The organism is Xanthocytophaga flava (genome assembly GCF_030068545.1).
Classification (GTDB): domain Bacteria; phylum Bacteroidota; class Bacteroidia; order Cytophagales; family 172606-1; genus Xanthocytophaga; species Xanthocytophaga flava.
The window spans coordinates 12,110-30,975 of record NZ_JASJOR010000037.1; the positions used below are offsets into that span (position 1 = coordinate 12,110).

The 18,866-nt window shown below is 39.8% G+C and carries 18 protein-coding genes and 1 tRNA gene; 6 read left to right on the plus strand and 13 right to left on the minus strand.

Annotated elements, in window-relative coordinates; all coding sequences use genetic code 11:
* The first annotated feature begins 26 nt into the window (after window positions 1–26).
* Entirely contained in the window at window positions 27–1,292 is a 1,266-nt protein-coding gene (locus QNI15_RS33530) for a Y-family DNA polymerase (RefSeq protein WP_314036169.1), read from the plus strand.
* Window positions 1,293–1,838: 546 nt separating this feature from the next.
* Window positions 1,839–1,940: transfer RNA gene (locus QNI15_RS33535), tRNA-OTHER, on the plus strand.
* Between the two features lie 3 nt (window positions 1,941–1,943).
* Here the strand turns inward: QNI15_RS33535 and QNI15_RS33540 are convergent.
* Window positions 1,944–5,288: a hypothetical protein gene (locus QNI15_RS33540; RefSeq protein WP_314036171.1), complete on the minus strand. Its 3,345-nt coding sequence runs from the start codon at window positions 5,286–5,288 to the stop codon at window positions 1,944–1,946.
* 41 nt (window positions 5,289–5,329) lie between these two features.
* Window positions 5,330–5,743 (minus strand): hypothetical protein, encoded by a 414-nt coding sequence (locus QNI15_RS33545; RefSeq protein ID WP_314036173.1) that lies wholly within the window; start codon window positions 5,741–5,743, stop codon window positions 5,330–5,332.
* Window positions 5,744–5,919: 176 nt separating this feature from the next.
* On the opposite strand from QNI15_RS33545, the gene QNI15_RS33550 reads away from it, so the two are divergent.
* Complete coding sequence (locus tag QNI15_RS33550; RefSeq protein WP_314036175.1) at window positions 5,920–6,369, plus strand: SLATT domain-containing protein; 450 nt, start codon at window positions 5,920–5,922, stop codon at window positions 6,367–6,369.
* A 7-nt stretch (window positions 6,370–6,376) separates the two neighbouring features.
* Here QNI15_RS33550 and QNI15_RS33555 read toward each other — a convergent pair whose 3' ends face one another.
* From QNI15_RS33555 to QNI15_RS33565, 3 genes are read right to left on the minus strand one after another with little or no spacing between them, the layout of a single operon-like run.
* Window positions 6,377–7,861 (minus strand): hypothetical protein, encoded by a 1,485-nt coding sequence (locus QNI15_RS33555; RefSeq protein WP_314036177.1) that lies wholly within the window; start codon window positions 7,859–7,861, stop codon window positions 6,377–6,379.
* Between the two features lie 9 nt (window positions 7,862–7,870).
* A complete protein-coding gene (locus tag QNI15_RS33560; RefSeq protein WP_314036179.1) occupies window positions 7,871–10,033 on the minus strand; it encodes a SprB repeat-containing protein in 2,163 nt (720 codons plus the stop codon).
* Window positions 10,033–10,554 (minus strand): hypothetical protein, encoded by a 522-nt coding sequence (locus QNI15_RS33565; RefSeq protein WP_314036181.1) that lies wholly within the window; start codon window positions 10,552–10,554, stop codon window positions 10,033–10,035. The genes QNI15_RS33560 and QNI15_RS33565 overlap by 1 nt, the downstream gene beginning before the upstream one ends.
* 106 nt (window positions 10,555–10,660) lie before the next feature.
* On the opposite strand from QNI15_RS33565, the gene QNI15_RS33570 reads away from it, so the two are divergent.
* The 3 genes from QNI15_RS33570 (at window position 10,661) to QNI15_RS33580 (ending at window position 12,734) form a co-directional block, all read left to right on the plus strand.
* Entirely contained in the window at window positions 10,661–11,269 is a 609-nt protein-coding gene (locus QNI15_RS33570) for a hypothetical protein (RefSeq protein ID WP_314036183.1), read from the plus strand.
* A gap of 166 nt (window positions 11,270–11,435) precedes the next feature.
* Complete coding sequence (locus tag QNI15_RS33575) at window positions 11,436–12,149, plus strand: hypothetical protein (protein ID WP_314036185.1); 714 nt, start codon at window positions 11,436–11,438, stop codon at window positions 12,147–12,149.
* Window positions 12,150–12,152: 3 nt separating this feature from the next.
* A complete protein-coding gene (locus QNI15_RS33580) occupies window positions 12,153–12,734 on the plus strand; it encodes a recombinase family protein (protein ID WP_314036187.1) in 582 nt (193 codons plus the stop codon).
* A 13-nt stretch (window positions 12,735–12,747) separates the two neighbouring features.
* Here QNI15_RS33580 and QNI15_RS33585 read toward each other — a convergent pair whose 3' ends face one another.
* From QNI15_RS33585 to QNI15_RS33620, 8 genes are all read right to left on the minus strand, one after another.
* Complete coding sequence (locus QNI15_RS33585) at window positions 12,748–13,473, minus strand: hypothetical protein (RefSeq protein ID WP_314036189.1); 726 nt, start codon at window positions 13,471–13,473, stop codon at window positions 12,748–12,750.
* Window positions 13,474–13,530: 57 nt separating this feature from the next.
* Window positions 13,531–14,385, minus strand: a complete 855-nt coding sequence (locus QNI15_RS33590; protein ID WP_314036191.1) for a hypothetical protein — start codon at window positions 14,383–14,385, stop codon at window positions 13,531–13,533.
* Between the two features lie 70 nt (window positions 14,386–14,455).
* The gene (locus tag QNI15_RS33595) at window positions 14,456–14,926 is read right to left on the minus strand and encodes a hypothetical protein (protein WP_314036193.1); all 471 of its coding nucleotides are present in this window, start codon (window positions 14,924–14,926) and stop codon (window positions 14,456–14,458) included.
* A complete protein-coding gene (locus QNI15_RS33600; RefSeq protein ID WP_313976857.1) occupies window positions 14,923–15,300 on the minus strand; it encodes a hypothetical protein in 378 nt (125 codons plus the stop codon). The genes QNI15_RS33595 and QNI15_RS33600 overlap by 4 nt, the downstream gene beginning before the upstream one ends.
* A gap of 10 nt (window positions 15,301–15,310) precedes the next feature.
* Window positions 15,311–15,865, minus strand: a complete 555-nt coding sequence (locus QNI15_RS33605) for a hypothetical protein (protein ID WP_314036195.1) — start codon at window positions 15,863–15,865, stop codon at window positions 15,311–15,313.
* A gap of 27 nt (window positions 15,866–15,892) precedes the next feature.
* Complete coding sequence (locus QNI15_RS33610) at window positions 15,893–16,408, minus strand: glycoside hydrolase family 73 protein (RefSeq protein WP_314036197.1); 516 nt, start codon at window positions 16,406–16,408, stop codon at window positions 15,893–15,895.
* Between the two features lie 46 nt (window positions 16,409–16,454).
* On the minus strand, window positions 16,455–17,453 hold the full coding sequence (locus QNI15_RS33615; protein ID WP_314036199.1) for a DUF6712 family protein: 999 nt from the start codon (window positions 17,451–17,453) through the stop codon (window positions 16,455–16,457).
* A 20-nt stretch (window positions 17,454–17,473) separates the two neighbouring features.
* Window positions 17,474–18,850 carry a hypothetical protein gene (locus QNI15_RS33620; protein ID WP_314036201.1) on the minus strand — a complete coding sequence of 459 codons (1,377 nt, stop codon included), beginning with the start codon at window positions 18,848–18,850 and terminating at the stop codon, window positions 17,474–17,476.
* Between the last annotated feature and the right edge of the window lie 16 nt (window positions 18,851–18,866).

Genomic DNA, 18,866 nt, shown 5'->3' on the forward strand with positions numbered 1-18,866 from the left:
AACTGCACTTTTAAATTAAAAATCCGGTGTTCGGATTAGTAGACGGCAACAACTTTTATGTTAGTTGCGAAAGGGTGTTCAACCCTGCCATTGAAAATAAACCCGTTGTTGTGCTTTCTAACAACGACTCTTCTGTTATTGCCCGGAGTAATGAAGCTAAAGCTCTGGGTATTCAAATGGGTGTGCCGTATTTCCAGATAAAATCCCTCCTGGAGCAGCACAATGTACATGTCTTTTCTTCAAACTACGCCCTTTATGGGAACATGTCACAGCGCATGATGGATGTGTTATCTGCCTTTACAGATGAGATTGAGGTCTATTCAATTGATGAGTGTTTTGTTGGTTTAAATGGATTTGATCGCTGGAATTTAGAAGAGTATGGAATCAAGATCAGAGAAACAGTTTTACAACATATTGGGATTCCTACCTGTGTAGGAATAGCTCCCACCAAAACGCTTTCTAAAGCTGCAAATAACCTAGCAAAGAAACTATTTCGTAAAGATCCCTCTCAAAGTGGTGTCCTCCTTCTAGATACTGAAGAGAAATGGAAACATGCTTTGTCTCAGCTGAATGTAGCTGATATCTGGGGTATAGGTCATCAGTATGCTAAGAAGCTTTATAGCTATAATATTACGAATGCTGCTGATCTAGCACGAGTACGGCCTGCCTGGGCGAAAAAACATTTGGGGGGAGTTGTAGGAGAGAGGCTGATTGCTGAACTCAATGGAACGAGCTGTATTGAAATGGAACTGGTACCCCGAGCAAAACAAACAATATGTGTTAGTCGCTCATTTGGCAAAGTTGTAACAGATCTAGGGGAGATCTCAGAAGCTCTTTCAACTTATGCCAGTCGAGCAGCTGAGAAGCTCAGAGAAGAGGGCACTGTTGCTGCTGTCATCTCTATATTTATTCAATCCTCTCGTTTCAAAGAAAAGCCATTTAGTGCAGGTTTAACGATTACTCTGCCTTCACCCAGTTCAGATAGTCGAATTATTGTGTATCATGCAATAGAGGGGCTTAAAAAAATCTACAAGCCAGGAATTGAATACAAGAAAACAGGGATTGTATTAAACGGGATTATATCCGCTAAAAACATGCAGACGCAACTTTTTGAAGAACGGCCTTCTAATCCTGCTTTAATGAAAACTATTGATAAAATCAATAAACGGTGGGGGCCTGGTACAGTTCATCTGGCAAGTGATGGTACTACTCAGGAATGGCAGATGCTCTCGACGATGAGGAGCAAGCGGTTTACTACCAGGTGGAAAGAACTGCCTGTAGTGAAAGTTTAATTTGCTTAAAGACAATTACTCACTTTAAGATACCTTAAAGTATTAAAGAGAGTTAACCCATAATTAAATTATGAGAAAGATTAAAGCTGATGAAGCACCCTTTTATATTATAATAGCCCTTTACCTTATTTATGTTTTTTCGGGTTCATACCGTCAGTCAGTTGGGGCATTTACAATACTATTAAGTTCCTTGTTAGTAATACTGACTTTTGCAAATAGGTTTATTTTTGTAATGCCTTATAGAAAAGTAACTAGTAAGATTTTGGGAAGAGCCTTCACTGTACATAGCCAAAGTATTATTAACATACTATTGTTATTATTCCTAAATACATTGTATTTACTGTTGAAGTATTCTACTTCTTTGTTGATTGTTAATATATGTATGATTTTATACGTATCAAGTTTCATTAACTTTGACTCGACTGAAAAGAAAGAAATAAATAGAGTAGAGTAGCTGGTTTCATAAATCACATGGATGAATCTTTCCTAAGTTTATTAAGCAAATAGATCTTGTCCTGAGTTTCTTGTTACATTTGTGATAAGGATACAGAAGTGGCGGAATTGGAAAACGCGGCTCTAGGAGAAGCTGCGAGATTTCTTCTCCTTTCAGCGATATCTCACTTGCAGGTTCAAGCCCTGCCTTCTGTTTTCCTACATACTAGCATCTTTGATCAGTTTGTTAAGCACTTTGATTTTCTCCTGAGTATCCCCTACATCATTGTGAACCTCCAAGCGTGTAGGCCAGGCCTCCAATGTTTCCTGAATTCTGGTTAGCTTATTGGAAACTTCCTGCATCATTTGTATAGATGGATCTACAGACTTACTGCTTTGTATTTCTGGCAGAGGAGCTTTTGAAGAGGATGAAGTATACCCACCATCCGCAAACCCATTTTTACGGGTACGCTCAGCCTCCAGATATTTGAAAACATTGGCATAACGAGGACTCTCAACCATCCATTTCGGCCCAACCCACTCATCTTCATGCACCACACCCACAGGACGGAATCCAGTGTTATCAGCTTTTCCAAATCCTTTGCCTGTGTATCCACCTTCAGCAAACTCAGGTAAGGGCGTAGCTGCTATCTTGGCAATCCCTAAAGCGCCAGTTGCACCAGCTATAATACTTAAAGGAATATTTGGCAAAGCTTTTACAACTGCAAGAGCCGTATTAATGATTGCTTGAGTCAATGCAATGGCTTTATCTACCTTCGCTTGTTTGCGTTTGGCTTCAGTAGCTTTCTTATCATACTCAGTTTCAACTCTAGCTTTTGCTCTATTGTATTGATCCTGGCTGAGTAGCCCTGCTTTGAGCTGCTGATCCAGCTTGGTAGTAGCAGCCGCCTTTTCCCGATCATACTGAGCAATTTTTTTATCAGTAGCAATTTTAGCAAAATCACCTACAGTAGCCAGCGCCTGTTGTCCAAACTGGATAGCAGCCTGCCCTAACTCTCGTTCTTTCGCTTTTTTCTTCTCAATAGATTCTGAAAACAAGGCTTCTGACTGAGCTGCATACTGAGCTTCTATCAGGGCTTTCTCTTCTTCTGTCAGTTCTTTATTCTGAAGTTCTATTTCCCGTTGGATATCCAGCTTTTCAAGCTTGGCCTGTAAAAGAAGATCTTCATTTTTACCAGCCTCGATTATTTCCCTTTCAGCATTAGCCAGGTTACGCCTGTTTCTTTGCTCCTGTAGCTTTCTTTCTGTTTCAGCTTCCAGCTCTAGCTTGTTTACCTGAAATCTTTGCTCTATCAGAAGCTTTTCTTCTTCAGTGAGTTCTTTGTTTTGCAGCTCAATATTTTTCTCCAGTTCGAGCTTTGCTAGCTTAGCCTGTAATAGCTTATTAGCATTCTGACCAGCCAGGACAATAGCCAGATCTGCATTAGCCAGGTCACGTTTATTCTGAGCCTGACGGAGCTTTTCGTCTATTTCTTTCTGAACATTTTCTTTATCAATACCCAGCTTCTGTTCCATTAAAACTTCCTGCTGGTGATATTTGTAGAGGAGCTCCTGCTTTTGAGCCTGGCTTAAATTAGTGTTACTAAGTACTTTTTCCCGTAACTTCTCTAATGCATCGACTTCTTTTTGATGAGCCAGCTCTAATTGTGCAATCCGGTCTATGTGACCTTTGGAGGCAATAGCAGTACGTAACGCCTCCAGCGCTTGCTCTGCTTTGGTCAGCTCGTCTGCATACTGTTGCTGAAGTTTTAGCGAATCATCTTTACCTTTTTTCTTATCTTTTGAGGAAAGATCGTTTAGTGTGGCAGGTGTGGTATCCTCTGGTGGATTATTCCCTTTGGAATCATCTTTTGTTTTGATTTCCGTTTCTACCTTAGCTTTGACTTTCACATCGGCAAACTCAGCCAGTTTACCAAGCCAGGAAATCACCTCTTTAATACCCTCCCAGAGCATCTTTAGTGGTTTAAGCATTTGCTCAATAGCAAAGCGAAATAAAGCTGATTTCTGATAGACATAATTAAAGCCACCTACCAGAGCCGTGATCACTGTAAGAAGCAGTTTAAAAGGAATCAGAGATACTTTCATAATTACTCCCAGTACTTCCATGATTCCGGCAAACAGAGAACCTTTATCCGCTGCAAAACCCAGATTAGCAGCCAGATCTCTGAATACAGAAAATAACTCTGAGAAGATTGGCCCTAATGTAGAATAGACACTACCTAACGTATTAAACAAACCAATCAGCAATTCCTGAACAGCGCCGATTGCAGGCGCTATACTTTGCCCGAATTGGAGCTGAAGCTTTTCCCAGGCTTTGGCCCGTTTTTCGGCAATAGCAGCATCGGTATTATTCTTTACATTGAATTCGTTTGTAAGAGAAATACCTTTCTCCATTGCATCATTTGCCAGTTTTTGCTTTTGGGCTACATCATCCGTTTTAGTGGAAAGCAGTGTCATTACCTTTGTAGCTTCCTGAGAGGTAATACCGAGTGCTGCCAGGCGTTTGGCTACCTGGTCGATAGGCACACCTTTAAAACTGGTAGCCAGTTTTAAAATGACCTCGTTTGGATTAGTATTAATCAGGTCCTTAAACGCCTTTTCTGTCATTCCCAAATGCTCAGCAAATAATCCAGTCGATTTCGAAGCAGTCAAAAGGATGTTGGATAAACCACCTGCAGAAATTTCAGCGGATAAACCCAGTTCCTGAAAAGCAGCTCCTAAACCTAGCGTCTGTGAGATTTGAGGAGCTAGATTTCCCAGCTGTCCCATCCGGGTCGCAAACTCGGCCACAACAGGAGCTGTCGCTGATCCACTAGCGCCTAACTCATTTAGAGCAGAACCTATTTTGTTTATAGCAGCTCCAGCGTCAAGATCTTTGGTTTCTTTGAAAAGGGTTTTGAGTGTTCCCAGTTTCCCGGCCACTTCTTCAGCACCACCGCTGAATTCATCACCCAGCGCCACAACTGCTTTATCTGTCGATTCGACAAACCCATCCATCTGATCAGCAGCAATGCCTATCTGACCTCCTACTTTGGCAATCTCCAATAGATCCAGCTGTGAGGTACGTGTGTCGAGCTGTCCAATCTTATCATTTAGTGCCTGGACTTCATCGGCTGTCATGCCGGTTGACTTCTTGATATCAGCAAACGAATCTGAATAGGTTTTCGCTAATTCATAGGCTTCTTTACCAAAGTTGATTACAGCTCCCACTACCATACCGATAGCAGCCAGAACTCCTCCCATGATCATACCACTGAGGGCACTCCAGGAGGAGCCGGAACTTTTGGAAACCTGCTCTGTTGTGACAGCTACATCTTTAGAGGCTTTATCTAAAGCGTATACATCCTCTTTTAGATCTTTGAACCGTTGACGTACCGATTTAAGCTCTTCAGATTTTTTGACAAATTCTTCTGTGCCTTGCGGTAGTTTTTCTAATTGTGCGTTCAGGATGGCAATGGCTGCTTTCATCTCCTTCATGGATGCTTCAGCTTTTTTACCTGATACAATGATTTCGACCTCTCTGGTCTCTTTGTTACCTGCCATTGTTGTATTACCTCATTTTATTATTACCTGTTAGGTTACAATTACATTTCCAGTCTAACTGTACCGGTTATTTTGTCCAGGACAGAAACAGATTTATTGCCTGCATTTTCCTGAATGATCTGAGCCAGGATATAGACTTCTTTGGCAATGATTTTAGAATACCACACTTTTTCCTTTCGTGGTTTTGTTCCCAGTAGTTTATTGACCAGTCTGCTATTTCCTGAGCCTAGTTTCTTACCACGGCCAACACCCATATCCACGAACTTTCCATAATAGGCATAGAGCATTTTGATCTTTGTCAGATCTCCTCCTGATTCAGCGGTGACAAAGGCCTGAAAAGAGCTATTGAGTGTACCTGTTTTACCAATTTTGAGGCGTTTGATTTCTGCCCTCCATTTTTTGAAGGTCACAGCTGCCCAGGAGCGGGCTATTTGCACATTGGTTTTCTCTGCCATGTGATAAAGTTGGCAGAATAGAAGGAGGGAAAAAAAGACAGACTGATACTTGTGAATTCAGGCTATTACTATGGCCTATAACAAAATCAGTGTTACTTACAATACCTATTTTGTGGTATTGTAAGTAACACTGATTTGTTCTAGTATTAGGTTTATGATAATTTTATCTTAGCCTTATGATGAAAAATAAAAAGATTGAAGACCCTTTCTATCAAAAAATACAGGAAGAAATAGATCTTATGGACAAAAAGACGGATAGACTGAATGCAGTCTTCTATTCATTTAAAATTATTCAAATTTTATTCGCAGGAACAGTTACTGTACTTTCAGGAATAAAAGCGAAAGACGATATTGAAATTGCAAGTATGTGGATTCTTATACTAGGAGCATCCATAACAGCACTAACTGCTATTGATACCCTTTTTCAGTTTGATACCAAGAGAAATACATCTAAACTTATTTTATTTGAATTACGCTTAATTAGATCTGATTTAGTCAAATTACACATTGAAAATAAGGAACAAAATCCTATCCCAATGGATGATAAAACCAGGAAAGATTTTTTTGACAGGCATAACAAGGCAATTTTATATGGAAGAGATTTGCTCCAGGCAGATGCTTCCTGATCAAAAATTAGACTGTTACCTTTTTCAAATCAATGGTAGCCTTACCAATACCGTCTTTCATACTGACAGTAAACTTAATCTTTTCATAGAAGTATTTGACTTTGTCAATGAGTACTTTTCTTGTAGGATCGAGTGTTAACAGATCTGACATTGACAGGCGAACAGAATACTGCACAGATCGGGTTTTGTCTAAAAACTCGATCCAGTCTTTCCAGTTGTTTTCATATAATCCATAAGGACCAGCATACTGCAAAGAACGATTGGTGAAAGGCGCTCCTGACCAGGTTTCATTGACAGCTGATCCCAATGGATATAAGTTAGATAAAGAGTCTGTCTGAGAACCACCATAGAGTAAAAGACGCATGGAAAACTTTTTATTCTCTCCAGTTCCATAGAGGACTGAAGCGCCTTGCTGTTCTGTAGCAGGTACAAGCCAGGAACGCCCATTTTGTACCGTTTTAACTGTGTGAAGTGTTGACATTTCGGTTGTGATAACTTCACCACCTGCACCATATTTATACTCTGCCCAATCGACAGGCAATGATTTATTCAGCTCGTCTTCTGATTCAACAGTTTGCTTTAAAGTGTAGCCCGACCGATCTGGAACGCCTTCAGTGTAGGTCATCTCTGATAAATCTGTCCAATCTATATAATTATTATCTAGTACCACATCTTTCAGCCTAATGATAGTAAGGGTTTTAGAATTAGCATTAAAGATGTAGGACAAGCCAAATAGCTGCCGTAAGGCATTGAGAAAGACTGTTATTTTCTCATCGGGCACATGTTTCTGATAATTGAGTGAACCCGATGGTGGAGCACCTGCTGCCTGGCCCAGATATCCAGGCTGAAAAGTATTATAAATCACAAGCCGTTTTACATAGTCTTCATTAAGCCAGTCTCCGGAAACAGTGTAACCATAGGCAGCCATGATCTGACTAAGTATAAACTTTAAAAATGGAAAAGGGACAATCGGACCTGAAAAGGCGCCATTTGCATATAAGTTCACATACCCATTAAAGCCAGGAATGGGATTTTCTTCATCTACTTCAAAAAACAAACTATTCCGAATAGGGAATAACGCGTATTCATCATCAAGTGTTTTGATCGTAGCTGAGAAAATACCCTGTCTGTACGTGACTGCCTGCATGGATACATCTTTGACCAGGGCTGAAAAATCACCAGCATCACTTTGAAAATTGAGCGTATACTTTCCCCCACTAAAACCCCTGTACTTGAGAATACCTACTTTCCAAAGCACATGATTAATAAAGAACTGACAGGGAAAATCTCTTTGAGGTGGTTCAGCTAATGAAAGGTTTTCCGGATTCCCCAGTAAACGCTGATTGGTTCTTGAGTAGGGTGCTGTAATTGGATAGGTAAGCAGTCCTGGCGTTTGATCTTCTTTCTGAAACAATGGATTATAGAGTTCAATAGATACTGTCGCTCCTGGCTCCAGATCTAAGAACTCATCACCAATTTTAAAACCGATCATAGATAATACTTATAAATCTGGTGTATAGGAAAAGGATTTGGGTAAGGTAAATTCAAAAGCAAGGCTATTGTCTGTACTGGTTTCATCGTGGACAATAGCGGTTTTCATTTCCACCACTCCACCCAGATAGCGATTATTCCTAAATAAGATCACAGATTCTGAAATAACAAAATCACTAAGCGCTCTGAGCTGATCAGCCTTAAAGGGCTGAGTCGTGATTTTTAAGGTTGTTTCCGCATACTTTCGGACAGTTGTAATTTCACCTGCTGAAGCCTTGTAATTCACGGGTCGGATCTTCTCCAGGTTGGTGCTTTGTGGTTCCAGCTCCAGAGTAGATTTACCTGTAACACATAAAGTATTATATCCTCCCAGGCTATTTAAATACAGAAAATAGCGTTTCTGTGCTACATACTCACTTTTGAGTGTATAATACCTGGTTTGTGAGATCGTTTGGCTATTGGCTCCACTGATATTGATTTGCCAGCTCTGTACTGTTTTAGCAGGTTGCTTTGTATCCAGGCCGAGCTGAGCAAAGCCTGCTGGTATACAGTACAGCTCATAACGTTTGACATCACTGACGGTAAAGGCAACAAAGCTGTGTGTGGTACCATCTGTAAACGTGATCTGGCAGTTTATCTGGAATGATCCGAGTGTAAACGAGTCAGGCATATAATACAAGTACTCAGGCTGATCGGAAAATACCTCTTTTGTTACAGGCTCCCAGGAAAAGAAAGGACGAACTGAAGGCAGATATGAGGTAAAGAAGGTATTTCGGCTATACTCCTCAAAGCTTAACCCTCCCAGTAACACATATCGGATATCAGCCTGTGTATAGGCTCCGGGAACAGCTGGAGAGCCAAACTTTTCAGTGTACCGGAGATAGAAGCGTTTAAAGACTGAATCGGCTCTGGATACGATGGTTTCTTTTCCTTCCGGAAGATAGGGCTTGAGCTGAGCATCCAGAATCGTTTGCACTTCAAATGTTGTTGATCCGTTTGAGTCGGCTGGTTGCTCCAGCACAGCTACCTGGACAAAGTTTTCCTGTAAATAATCCTTTTCCACCCATACTTCACACAGAAAAGTCAGATTCGGCTTTGTAGCCGGATCACTAGCCAGGAGCTGCAACGGAATCGGATTTTTGGAAAAGTAAAACTGAAAGGATTGTATCCGAACAGTTGCCTTTTGTGTACAACCTATCGAATCGGTAACAGTGATAATATAGGAGCCTGCTGGAAGATCTGTTCTATCTTTTAAGGTTGAACCATCTGACCAACTGTAGGTATAGCCTGTATTACCTGGTTTCCCACCTGTTACCTGAAGGGTTACATCATCTTCGTTAACCGTTGCAACAATCTTTATTTCCTCATTCTGTTTTACCTCCCAGCTGACAACACCTGTATTACCTGTACTATCGGTAATAGTCAGGCTATATACACCCGCTCTCAGGCCTGTCCGATCTTTGGTAGTCGGACCGTCTGACCACTTATAGGTAGTATAGTTTCCATCTCCTCCGGAGGGAGTAATAGTAAGTGCGCCGGTTGTTGATCCATAGCATTGTGCATGCTGAATGACAGCACTAGCTACAATAGGCGAATATTGAGGCTCAATGATGGTTACTGTAACTGAAAAGGTAATACCTGCTGCATCCGTTAGTGTACATTTATATACACCCGCTTTCAGACCATACCGATCTTTAGTAGTAGGTCCACTGCCAGGGGCTGCGCCAGGATCTGACCATTTATAGGTATAGGGTGCATTGCCTCCGGTGGGAGTTAACACAACTGTACCATCCGAACCACCCCGAATCGTTACATCTGTTTTTTGTACACCAATTGCAAGCGCTGTACCTGATCCTCCATAAACCTCTATGACATTGGTAAAGTTGCTATTGTCTTCTATTGGTTCAAATTCCCACCCATAATTCTTAGCGGTGATGTAAACGTTATTAAAGTCATTGTAGACATTTACCTTATTGCCGATCCGAAGCTTTATCGCATTGACAAAATCATCTGCATTTTTGTAGTAATAGGAAGGGTTGGCCTGTACTTTTTTCGTATCGGCTGTATGCAGAAAGGTTGTCTTTACTCCCTGAACAGTGATGGAAAACAAGCCACCGGCTGCATCGGTAACAATGTTTACAACGTTTACCTGTAAATAGGCTACCTGATCCATTATCTACCTCCTATCCAATTAGCAGCATCATAGGCTAGTGCCTGATTCGCTGTGGTGAAAAATTGAAATCCAACCCTTACACCTAGATACAAACCGATCCGGCCTACTTTGCTGATCGTGCTTTCTTGAAGAGAATACATGCGGTTGTTGATCCGGTCTGAAAAATTGAGTTTCATCCTGGAAAGAAACTGCTCTGCAAGCTTTTCCATTCTGTCATAGGCTTCTTCTTCGGCGTTAAATTCCTGCTCTGAAGTAGTCAGTAGCCAGAACATACCGGCAAAATGTTTTTTGATATTATCTGACTTATCATCTTCATATACATTTTCAGCAGAAGCCAGGATCATAAAAGGAGAAACCAGGCCTGAATTTTCATTCATCAGGAAATCATCCAGGTTACTGTGTCCGAGTTCATCTACTGAAAGAACGATCCGGGCGAAGTGTTGCTCCTGGTCGGAATGCTGGAGGTCTTTGTGCTTTTCGCAAAGGGCGCGAAAGTAATTGGTATATTCAGAGTGTGTCATGTGCTAATCAGAATGATTAACACGAAAGTAGACTGGAAATTTCCACCAAAAAAAGACAGTATCTATATTGTAAAAGTTAATCTATCCATTCTATCGAAAATCAATTATGAGCTACATAAAAGACAAGTTATTACCTTATGGATGGCCAACCTTCTTTTTACTAATAGGAGTTGGAGGAATCTATCTTTATTGGACATATTCATCAGAACCTGCCTTGCCAGTAGTCTTATCAATTGCAGGACTGACTTTTGGCGTCTTTCAGACTTTATTGAATATCAAAATTCAGAGTATTAGAAATCTTTATGCCTTGAGGCAGACTGAGTATAAAAATGTCTTAAAGTTATTAAATGATATTTCAGACGAAACCACAAAGAAAATTATAACGAGTGGAGATCATGCAACTTTCGCATCATTGATAATGAATAAAGGGAATGAGCTCTCTCTTTGGATCGAATTAAATGATAATCATCTTTTTCCAGCTTTGAAGCAAAACATGAAGGCAAAAGAATTATATGAGGTCGTTAAAGCTATTGTAGTTGCAAGTCACAATACTTTTGTAAAAAATGAAGAACTAAAACAAGATAAGAACCAGGATAAAACGGTAGATCAATTTGTGTTAGATTATAATTTTGAACTAGCAGTTCAAGATTTTATAAAGGCATACAAATCTGCAAAGCTTAAATTCCTAATAGAATTACAATATTATTTTAAGTAAACGAAATATTTTTCAATTATGTGTTGGCCAGAAAACGGACGTTTTTTGTCCAGTTGATAACATCTCTTTGAACTATGTAAAAAGGCTGTTTTTTGGATAGATTTTTTAGTGCCCTTTTTTGTCCATTTTTAGTAGATTTACAGTTCCACTTTTAAACTGCCTGAATATGAGTTGGGATAAACAACAAAGTGTACTGGAGTACATGAATAGGTTTGAGGATTACTTCTACAAAGATCTGGATGTTCTTTTGAGCATAAAGAAAGATGCAGATGGTTTTGGAGCTTGTGCTACCGCTCAGGCAATGCTGGTATTTTCAGCAGTTGATTTATTTTCTTACTTGACCAGAGGCTCAAGTGAAATGCGAAAACTAAGCAATGGAGATCCAATAACAGATGAAGACTTATTAAAGGCTGGTAACAATACAGATTCATTCAAGATCTTTTTAAAAAAGAGAAGATACTTTCCTGAAATTGATGAAAATGATATAGGTAATTTGATTGCAATTTACCGTCATGGGATTGTTCATCAATATTTTCCAAAATATTGTGGCATTGGAAAACCTAAATGTAAAAATGAATTAGAACATCTTTTCTATTCTAGCGGAACAAAAGAGAATGGAGATCCTGCCTATAGTTTAAATGTGAATCGATTCAGTTTAATAGTTAAAAACGCATTAAAAATAATTAAGAGTGATCTTAGTTCTGATGAAGATTTGGTAAATACCTTTTATTTAAGACGGGAGAAAAAAGATCAGGCAGATAAGGCGATAGGAGACGTTTTTATACCTGTAAATCATGATATATGTGATCCTTTTGATTCCAGTCCTAATACTACTATAGCTCCAACTACAACACCACCTCCAAGTACACATATAAGATAATTAATGAAAGTAGCAATCTACTCACGTGTATCGACCAAAGATCAGCAGGCAGATAACCAGCTGATCGCCCTTCAGGAGTTTTGTAAACGTTTTGACTATACCATTTATGAGGTATATACAGATCAGGTATCAGGATCAAAAGGGGAAAAGGATAGAGCTGAGTTCGCCAGGCTCATGAGTGATGCCACAAAAAGAAAGTTTGACTTAGTACTGTTCTGGTCACTGGATCGCTTTAGCCGAGAGGGAGCTGTCAAGACGCTACACTATTTGCAAAGGTTAGATGATGCAAAGATTGGTTTCCGCTCACTCCAGGAGCCGTTCTTGGATAGCACCGGAATTTTTAAAGAGGCTATCATTTCCATTCTGGCAACACTGGCAAAACAGGAAAGGCTCCGGATATCCGAACGCACAAAAGCTGGTCTGGAGAAAGCCCGCAAAGATGGCAAGAAGATTGGCCGAGAATCGATTTCAAGCGAGTTATCAGCCAAGATCCGCAATGCCAAACGTGAAGGATTAAGTAATAGAGAAATTGGAAGACAGTTTTGTATTTCTCATTCTACAGTTAGTAAATACTTAAATGTCTAATGGTTGAAAATCACTATTCATTTATATGACTATATAAGTTCTTTGTTTTTTCTATGAAAGTAATCATACCATTGTAAGGACTATTTACACTTTTATCGTGAGTGTTGTAATAATAGCTATAATAAAAGTGAGGCTTTTTTTCTCTGTTTATTGCATCTTTTTTGAAATCCTCTAATACAATATTTATCCAAGTTCTATTTTGCCATATTTTGTATTGAGACTTATAAAATTCGTTGTTGAATACCTCATTAATATATTGGATAGTCTCTCCATCCAGATATGCATTATATTTATCAATAGCATCATTTAGTAATTGCTCCCCTTTTTCAATATATATAGAATCATTTCGATAAGGATGTTCAAAACTATTACCCCTCAAACCATTGTAAAAAACATTTGTAATCGAAGATTTAAAGAGCCTTGATAAATAGGTTGTATCCTGAATCGTGGTAAAATAGTTTTGAGTATTAATCGATGCGTCAAAATTTAAAGGTGTAAGTATATATCGTATACCTGTTTTGATTTGCTCATTTGCCGCATCTGTTATTAATGAGGCTTGCTTGTTTTTCTGATAAGTTTGATAAACAGAAATAACAAATGTCACCAATAAAATGGATAATACTATTTTTCCTGATAAGGTCAGCTTATCTATTAAACTAACTTTTGTAGAATCCCATGTATTTCCTGCAATTGCTACTAATCCACTTATTAAGCTTATTATTAGAAATAGATAATCCATAAAAGCAAACAGTTAGTATATTCAAATATATACAAGGGAGAAGGGTGTATCAATACCTTATTTGAGGTATTTTTCAGCCTCTTTTGCATCCTTAATCGTACCATTCAAATGCATCAGTACAAAAGGTGCATTCAGTGTCATAATATGCTCAATCGTTCCAAATTTATCATTGGGAATATGACGAGCCATTTCTAACCACGTGTTGACTGGCTTTGCTTCAGATTCTCCACCTTCAAACAAATCCGGATATCTGGCAATAAAGGTTTTCCTGCATCCCTGATAGAAAAAGAAGATAGCCAGTTTGTAGGCTATGGGTAGTCGTGCCACGATCTCAGCCCGCTTTTCAATGGTATGTTTGTTAAACTCTTCCCGGAGATCACCTGTCTCTTTGTTATCTGTGCGGCCTGGCCGGTAGAGTACGGAGACAAACTTATTGAGATCCTCTATCTTTTTACTTTGAAAATACTGCTGAAATAGTCCATCTGCAAAAATCAACTCATCATAGATGATATTTTTCAAACCATCGGAAGGACCAAACAATTTTACTCGTTTTCCAAACCTGATTTTGAAAGGCTCCAAATCAATAGAGAAGAAAGGTACTTTCACAACTGGCAACAGTTGCCTGGTCAATACATTCTGATTATCCTTTAAAATAAAATCTGTTAAGTAGAATAACTGTGCAGCCTGTACATGAGTAAACCAGCTATGCATTTTCTTTGTACTCAGCCTGATCAGAACGGATACGATCCTGTATTTAATCACAACCAAAGGTAAAGGCATATGAAGCAGTTGTATGATAGATAGCAGCTGCTTTGCAGAAAGCTCACTCCAGGACTGAGGGACTTGTCTTTTAATCCTGCTTCTGAACAGGGTATGAACAAAACGTTTTGTGCGAATTTCTACTGGTACCATAAACTTTATTTGGTTTCCATGGAATCCCGGGATTCTGGAACATTGATAATATTTTGTTATAAAGGTTTTGTTATAGTTGAGAGCCTGCTATAATAGCCAACACCACCAAACCAGTACCAATGAGCTTATTTCGGACAATGACCTTATCTTTATGCCTTAGTTTCTCATTCAGCTCTGTTATCTGTTTATCCTGGCTGCTCATGTAGTTGGTTTGAGCTGACAGAAGCGTATCCCTATCTGATATTTGAGAAGTTAGGATTTGCTTTTCCTTCTCATTGTTCTTAGTAATCTGAGTGAGTGTATGCACCTGCACCTCTAGATGACTAATCATTTCCTCTTGCTTTTTGACCATCTGAGCAGCAAAAAAGCCTTTTGTATTCAGCTTGGTAATTTCCTTGAGCTGTTCACGGGTAAAGCAAAACCGGATCTGACTGCTATCTTTCGAGCCGTATAGTTTCGGGGTCAGATCTATACCTGTTTCCTGACTGTAAACAGGCAGAGTTACGCTGATCAGGATGAGTGCAATCAGAAAGTATCTCATTTTGGAGTTTTATTTAAATCATTCAGATTAGCCCAGTAGCGCATCAGATCTTCATCACTCATCTGACTAATTTCATGCAAAGCTCCTTTTTCATTCTTTCGCAAACGGATGATATCGGTTTTGAGCTGACGGATGAATACATCATGATTGACCACTATTTCCTGAAGTTGCTTATTATTCTCCCGGATCAGTTTCATTTCCTGCGTTTTAATCTGATCATTGATCTTTTGCGCAATTCGTAGTGAGTCTACCTGCTTTTTAACTGTTTGCACATTTTGTTGTGTACTGGCTACCTTTTCCCGATCATGATAGGAGACAATGATCTGAATGGAAAAGAGAATACACGCCAGGACAAACACACCCCAGGTATGCATTTTGGAAAAATCAATTTGTGCTTTGATTAGATTCAGAAGGGTTGTTCTCTTGTTCCACAACAGGAGTAACAACTTCTTGATTAGAGACAGGTTCATCGGTTTTTAATTTTTGAGTAGATTGATTGATTTTGGTTTCCAGAAATTCAGCGATTTGTTTAGAGATAATCCCTAGTCTGGAGGCAAATTTTATAATCGAGAGCAGTGTAGCCGCAAACAGCAAAGCCATGATAGCCTGAGGCATCCAGAAAAAGATATATGGGCTGTAAGTAGCCACGCCAGTAGCAACAAACAGTAACAGCACGGCTCCAAATAAGGAGCTGGTGACTGTCAGTATTTTCTTTCGGGTTACTTTCCAGGAAAGCTGTTTTAAGGTATAGATCCAATACAGCTCTAAAAACAAAGCCACATGATAGATTACAAACAGAAACCAGACCGCTGAAGCTGGTTTCCAGATATAAGTTTCTATCAAACCTGTAGCCGTAGTTAGTAGCCAGGCAGCACCCAAAGCGATCTTTTCAGAATTGACAGATACATTTTTAGCAGCAACAATCAGAAGTCGGGACATGATTTTATGTTTAAATAGCTGCTTTGATTAGTGTGTTGCTGCTTCAATCATTCGTGCTACAGTCTTGAGCGTTTTGGCATAATTGGGATCTGTTGCATAGCCAGCTGCTGCAATTGCATCAATGAATTGATCCGTATCTGACTTTACCAGCAAAGCTTTTGCATAGCGCTTATTGCGAAAAAAGAAATCAGCATGATCTGTAAAACACTCTTCAGGAGTTTTATAAGCCCGGAAATAGTCCTTTACTGTATACTTATACAGCTTTTTGGCAGCATCCCACACAATAGAGATAACCTGTGGAAACTTGGCTTTATTGGTTGCCAGGTATTCTGTAGTAGTTAATAGCTGTTCATTGCCATTGACCCCATCAAAATCTTTGATACCAAAGAAATTATTTCCAGGTGCAGACTTTCCCCAGGCTGACTCACAAGCTGCCTGAGTGAGGATTGCCACTGCACTAATACCTTTCTTTTGCTGAGTCTGGAGTGCAAATACATAGTACTTGTCTACAAACGTTTTCACTGTTGGATTGACTTTTGACATAGTTTTTAGACTCTTATTTTATAGTTGTAAAAATTAGAATAGGCTATTAGAAAGCTCCGTAAATCCTCTTACCTGCTTGATTAGTGCCTGAAGAAGATGTACTCATAAATTGGTTGTAAAAGTCTTCAAAGAGGGTTTCTGTAGCATTTGCCTTTAGCCAGCTGACAGCCATATCCAGATAAGCCATACCATCCTGATAGGTCTGATCTCTGAGTTGAGCCAGAAGGTCAATAGAAGGTGCTTTCTCTGTTTTGCCTTCTGTAGCAGCTATCTCATTGAGAAATACCGTATCTTGCTGAATGACAATAGGCAGCTCCAGCAGCGAACGGGAAATAGTCAGGTTTGCTACAGCAGGTTGAATCAGCTCTAGGAGTGATTTGTACTTCAGGTCAGTGTCAGCAGTGCCATTGATCGAATCGTCTTTTATTTTGGCTTTGATTTTATCCAGTAAGCCAGTACTGATCGCCTGGCTGATAGTAAAGATTTCTACTTTCTTCATGGCTGGTCGCATCGCTAGAAATAACCGGCGTGAATCCTGGATCTGATAATGGGTTGAGAAAGTGACAGCATCATTGATCAGAAACTCTTTAAATACAGTATAGGACTGGTTTTTCCAGAGAGTAAATACATCTTTCTTTGATTCAAGAAATTTGAGCACATCTTCGAGCAGGTTAAAACCCTTATGAAACAGTTCTCTGCTTACTTCCTCTTTCTGCCACTGAAAAGCGGTTTTCTTTGTCTGATCCGAGTTGATCATAACACCTAACTGAGAAATAGTCACCTGTCCGGTTGTGACAAAATGCGCGATAGTCAGGTTAGCCAGTGCCGGCTGTATCTTCTCCAGGAGTGCCAGATTATCATCAGACAAAGGATCTGTACTATTGTAAGCAGCTAATAGATCCTCATACTGATCTGATCCGAGGTACTTGACTATATAGCTTCGTTGAGCCCATGCCAGTTCAGGCTTTAATGACTCAAAATTTGTCTCCGGATGTATTTTGACAAAGGGCGTTAGTTCCTTTGTGTTTTTGAATAGGTATTTCATGATAGATCGGAGTTGATAGGCTAAGCTGCGTTAGGGGTATTTGTGTCTGTAGACTCTAATTTGGGCTTTCCGGAAGTTTGAGGCATCAGGATTTCGCGTCTGAATCGGAAACGGATATCCGGATTCCATCCATTGTATTGACCAATAAAATGTATTGGCTCTAGTATTAAATCTTCATGCACTCGTACCAGGCTTAAATAGGTGTTGAAAGCTGCTTGTTTATCCGATCCGCTACCAGCTCCCATACCCTTACCCGGTGCAGAGCCAATCAAAGTCGGATCTACACTCAATGCATACAAAAGATGAGAAGATGCCTCCTGAGAGTCTTCTATGTAGATACCTGATTTGATTTTATTGTCTACAGGGGTGATTTTCCAGCCTGCATACTCTTGTCTTCGTTCCGGATCAGATTTAAAGACAGTCATCAGCGAATTTCCCGCATTTTCATTGCCTGACATGAACTCTTCAAAAGTCTGAAGCTCTTTTTGCATGATTTTAGCCCGCTCATCGGCTGTCATTTTGTTAAAATTGGGATATTTCCATTCCCACCACCAGGTAGCTGTTTCGATGATATATTTAATCGTTACCTGATTTTTAAAAATGGCTTTTTTGAAAGCAGGAATACTCTGAGCCACTTCTAACCAACCCGATGTACGCAAAGAGTCCCAGTGAGCCAGCTGATAGAAGCTTTTCCCTGGCGTGGGATAAGACACAGGGTAAATGTATTTGTAGCCTCTGGAATCTTCTTTTAAGGCTATGACAGGGTCATAATAGGGATCTAAAACAGGTACTTTGGTTGTTTCTGGTGAGCTGGCTGTACCTCCCTGATCCCAGTTTGCATTGATGTAACAGGTATTGACAAGACCTGTTTTTTTATCCTGTTTTCCCCACCGGCAATAGGAAGCCTCCTGAGCTGTCAGCCCGACAATCTTTTTACGATCCTTCGAAAGGATCATTTCAGGGAAAATATTGTAGTACCAATAAAAGTCTACAATGGACTCTAAAGCATAGCGCCTTATGGCTGTTCTTCTTAAAAACTCATCTACTGCACTATCCTTGATGCGTTTAAAGGTGACTTCTCCATTCTGATCCAGATCCTCGATCCCATACTCCAGTCCTCTCTGATACAAAGCTCTTGTTTTCCAGTCTATCGTAGGGGCTACTATCGTATTCTTATAACAGTCTCTTAGTACATTTTGAGGGAATAGGTTATCTGTACCCCAAGGCTCAATATCTGGAAACCCACTGCTAAAGCTATCTTTTATAATAGGACTGGTAGGAGTAGCAGCGGGTGTTGAACCAGGAGCAGAAGAGCCAGACTTACCTATAGTCATCAACACAGAGGACTTCTGAGAATAGGCTACTGTAGCAATATCGTTAACTAATATATCAGACATTATAGTATAGAGAGGG

What these genes read in the sequence shown, in the direction of transcription:
- QNI15_RS33610 (WP_314036197.1), bottom strand. Translation starts at nt 16,408, where the DNA reads ATGTCAAAAGTCAATCCAACAGTGAAAACGTTTGTAGACAAGTACTAT.
- QNI15_RS33585 (WP_314036189.1), bottom strand. Translation starts at nt 13,473, where the DNA reads ATGGATTATCTATTTCTAATAATAAGCTTAATAAGTGGATTAGTAGCA.
- QNI15_RS33540 (WP_314036171.1), bottom strand. Translation starts at nt 5,288, where the DNA reads ATGGCAGGTAACAAAGAGACCAGAGAGGTCGAAATCATTGTATCAGGT.
- QNI15_RS33565 (WP_314036181.1), bottom strand. Translation starts at nt 10,554, where the DNA reads ATGACACACTCTGAATATACCAATTACTTTCGCGCCCTTTGCGAAAAG.
- QNI15_RS33545 (WP_314036173.1), bottom strand. Translation starts at nt 5,743, where the DNA reads ATGGCAGAGAAAACCAATGTGCAAATAGCCCGCTCCTGGGCAGCTGTG.
- QNI15_RS33570 (WP_314036183.1), top strand. Translation starts at nt 10,661, where the DNA reads ATGAGCTACATAAAAGACAAGTTATTACCTTATGGATGGCCAACCTTC.
- QNI15_RS33590 (WP_314036191.1), bottom strand. Translation starts at nt 14,385, where the DNA reads ATGGTACCAGTAGAAATTCGCACAAAACGTTTTGTTCATACCCTGTTC.
- QNI15_RS33600 (WP_313976857.1), bottom strand. Translation starts at nt 15,300, where the DNA reads ATGCATACCTGGGGTGTGTTTGTCCTGGCGTGTATTCTCTTTTCCATT.
- QNI15_RS33560 (WP_314036179.1), bottom strand. Translation starts at nt 10,033, where the DNA reads ATGGATCAGGTAGCCTATTTACAGGTAAACGTTGTAAACATTGTTACC.
- QNI15_RS33620 (WP_314036201.1), bottom strand. Translation starts at nt 18,850, where the DNA reads ATGTCTGATATATTAGTTAACGATATTGCTACAGTAGCCTATTCTCAG.
- QNI15_RS33615 (WP_314036199.1), bottom strand. Translation starts at nt 17,453, where the DNA reads ATGAAATACCTATTCAAAAACACAAAGGAACTAACGCCCTTTGTCAAA.
- QNI15_RS33580 (WP_314036187.1), top strand. Translation starts at nt 12,153, where the DNA reads ATGAAAGTAGCAATCTACTCACGTGTATCGACCAAAGATCAGCAGGCA.
- QNI15_RS33575 (WP_314036185.1), top strand. Translation starts at nt 11,436, where the DNA reads ATGAGTTGGGATAAACAACAAAGTGTACTGGAGTACATGAATAGGTTT.
- QNI15_RS33595 (WP_314036193.1), bottom strand. Translation starts at nt 14,926, where the DNA reads ATGAGATACTTTCTGATTGCACTCATCCTGATCAGCGTAACTCTGCCT.
- QNI15_RS33555 (WP_314036177.1), bottom strand. Translation starts at nt 7,861, where the DNA reads ATGATCGGTTTTAAAATTGGTGATGAGTTCTTAGATCTGGAGCCAGGA.
- QNI15_RS33605 (WP_314036195.1), bottom strand. Translation starts at nt 15,865, where the DNA reads ATGTCCCGACTTCTGATTGTTGCTGCTAAAAATGTATCTGTCAATTCT.
- QNI15_RS33550 (WP_314036175.1), top strand. Translation starts at nt 5,920, where the DNA reads ATGATGAAAAATAAAAAGATTGAAGACCCTTTCTATCAAAAAATACAG.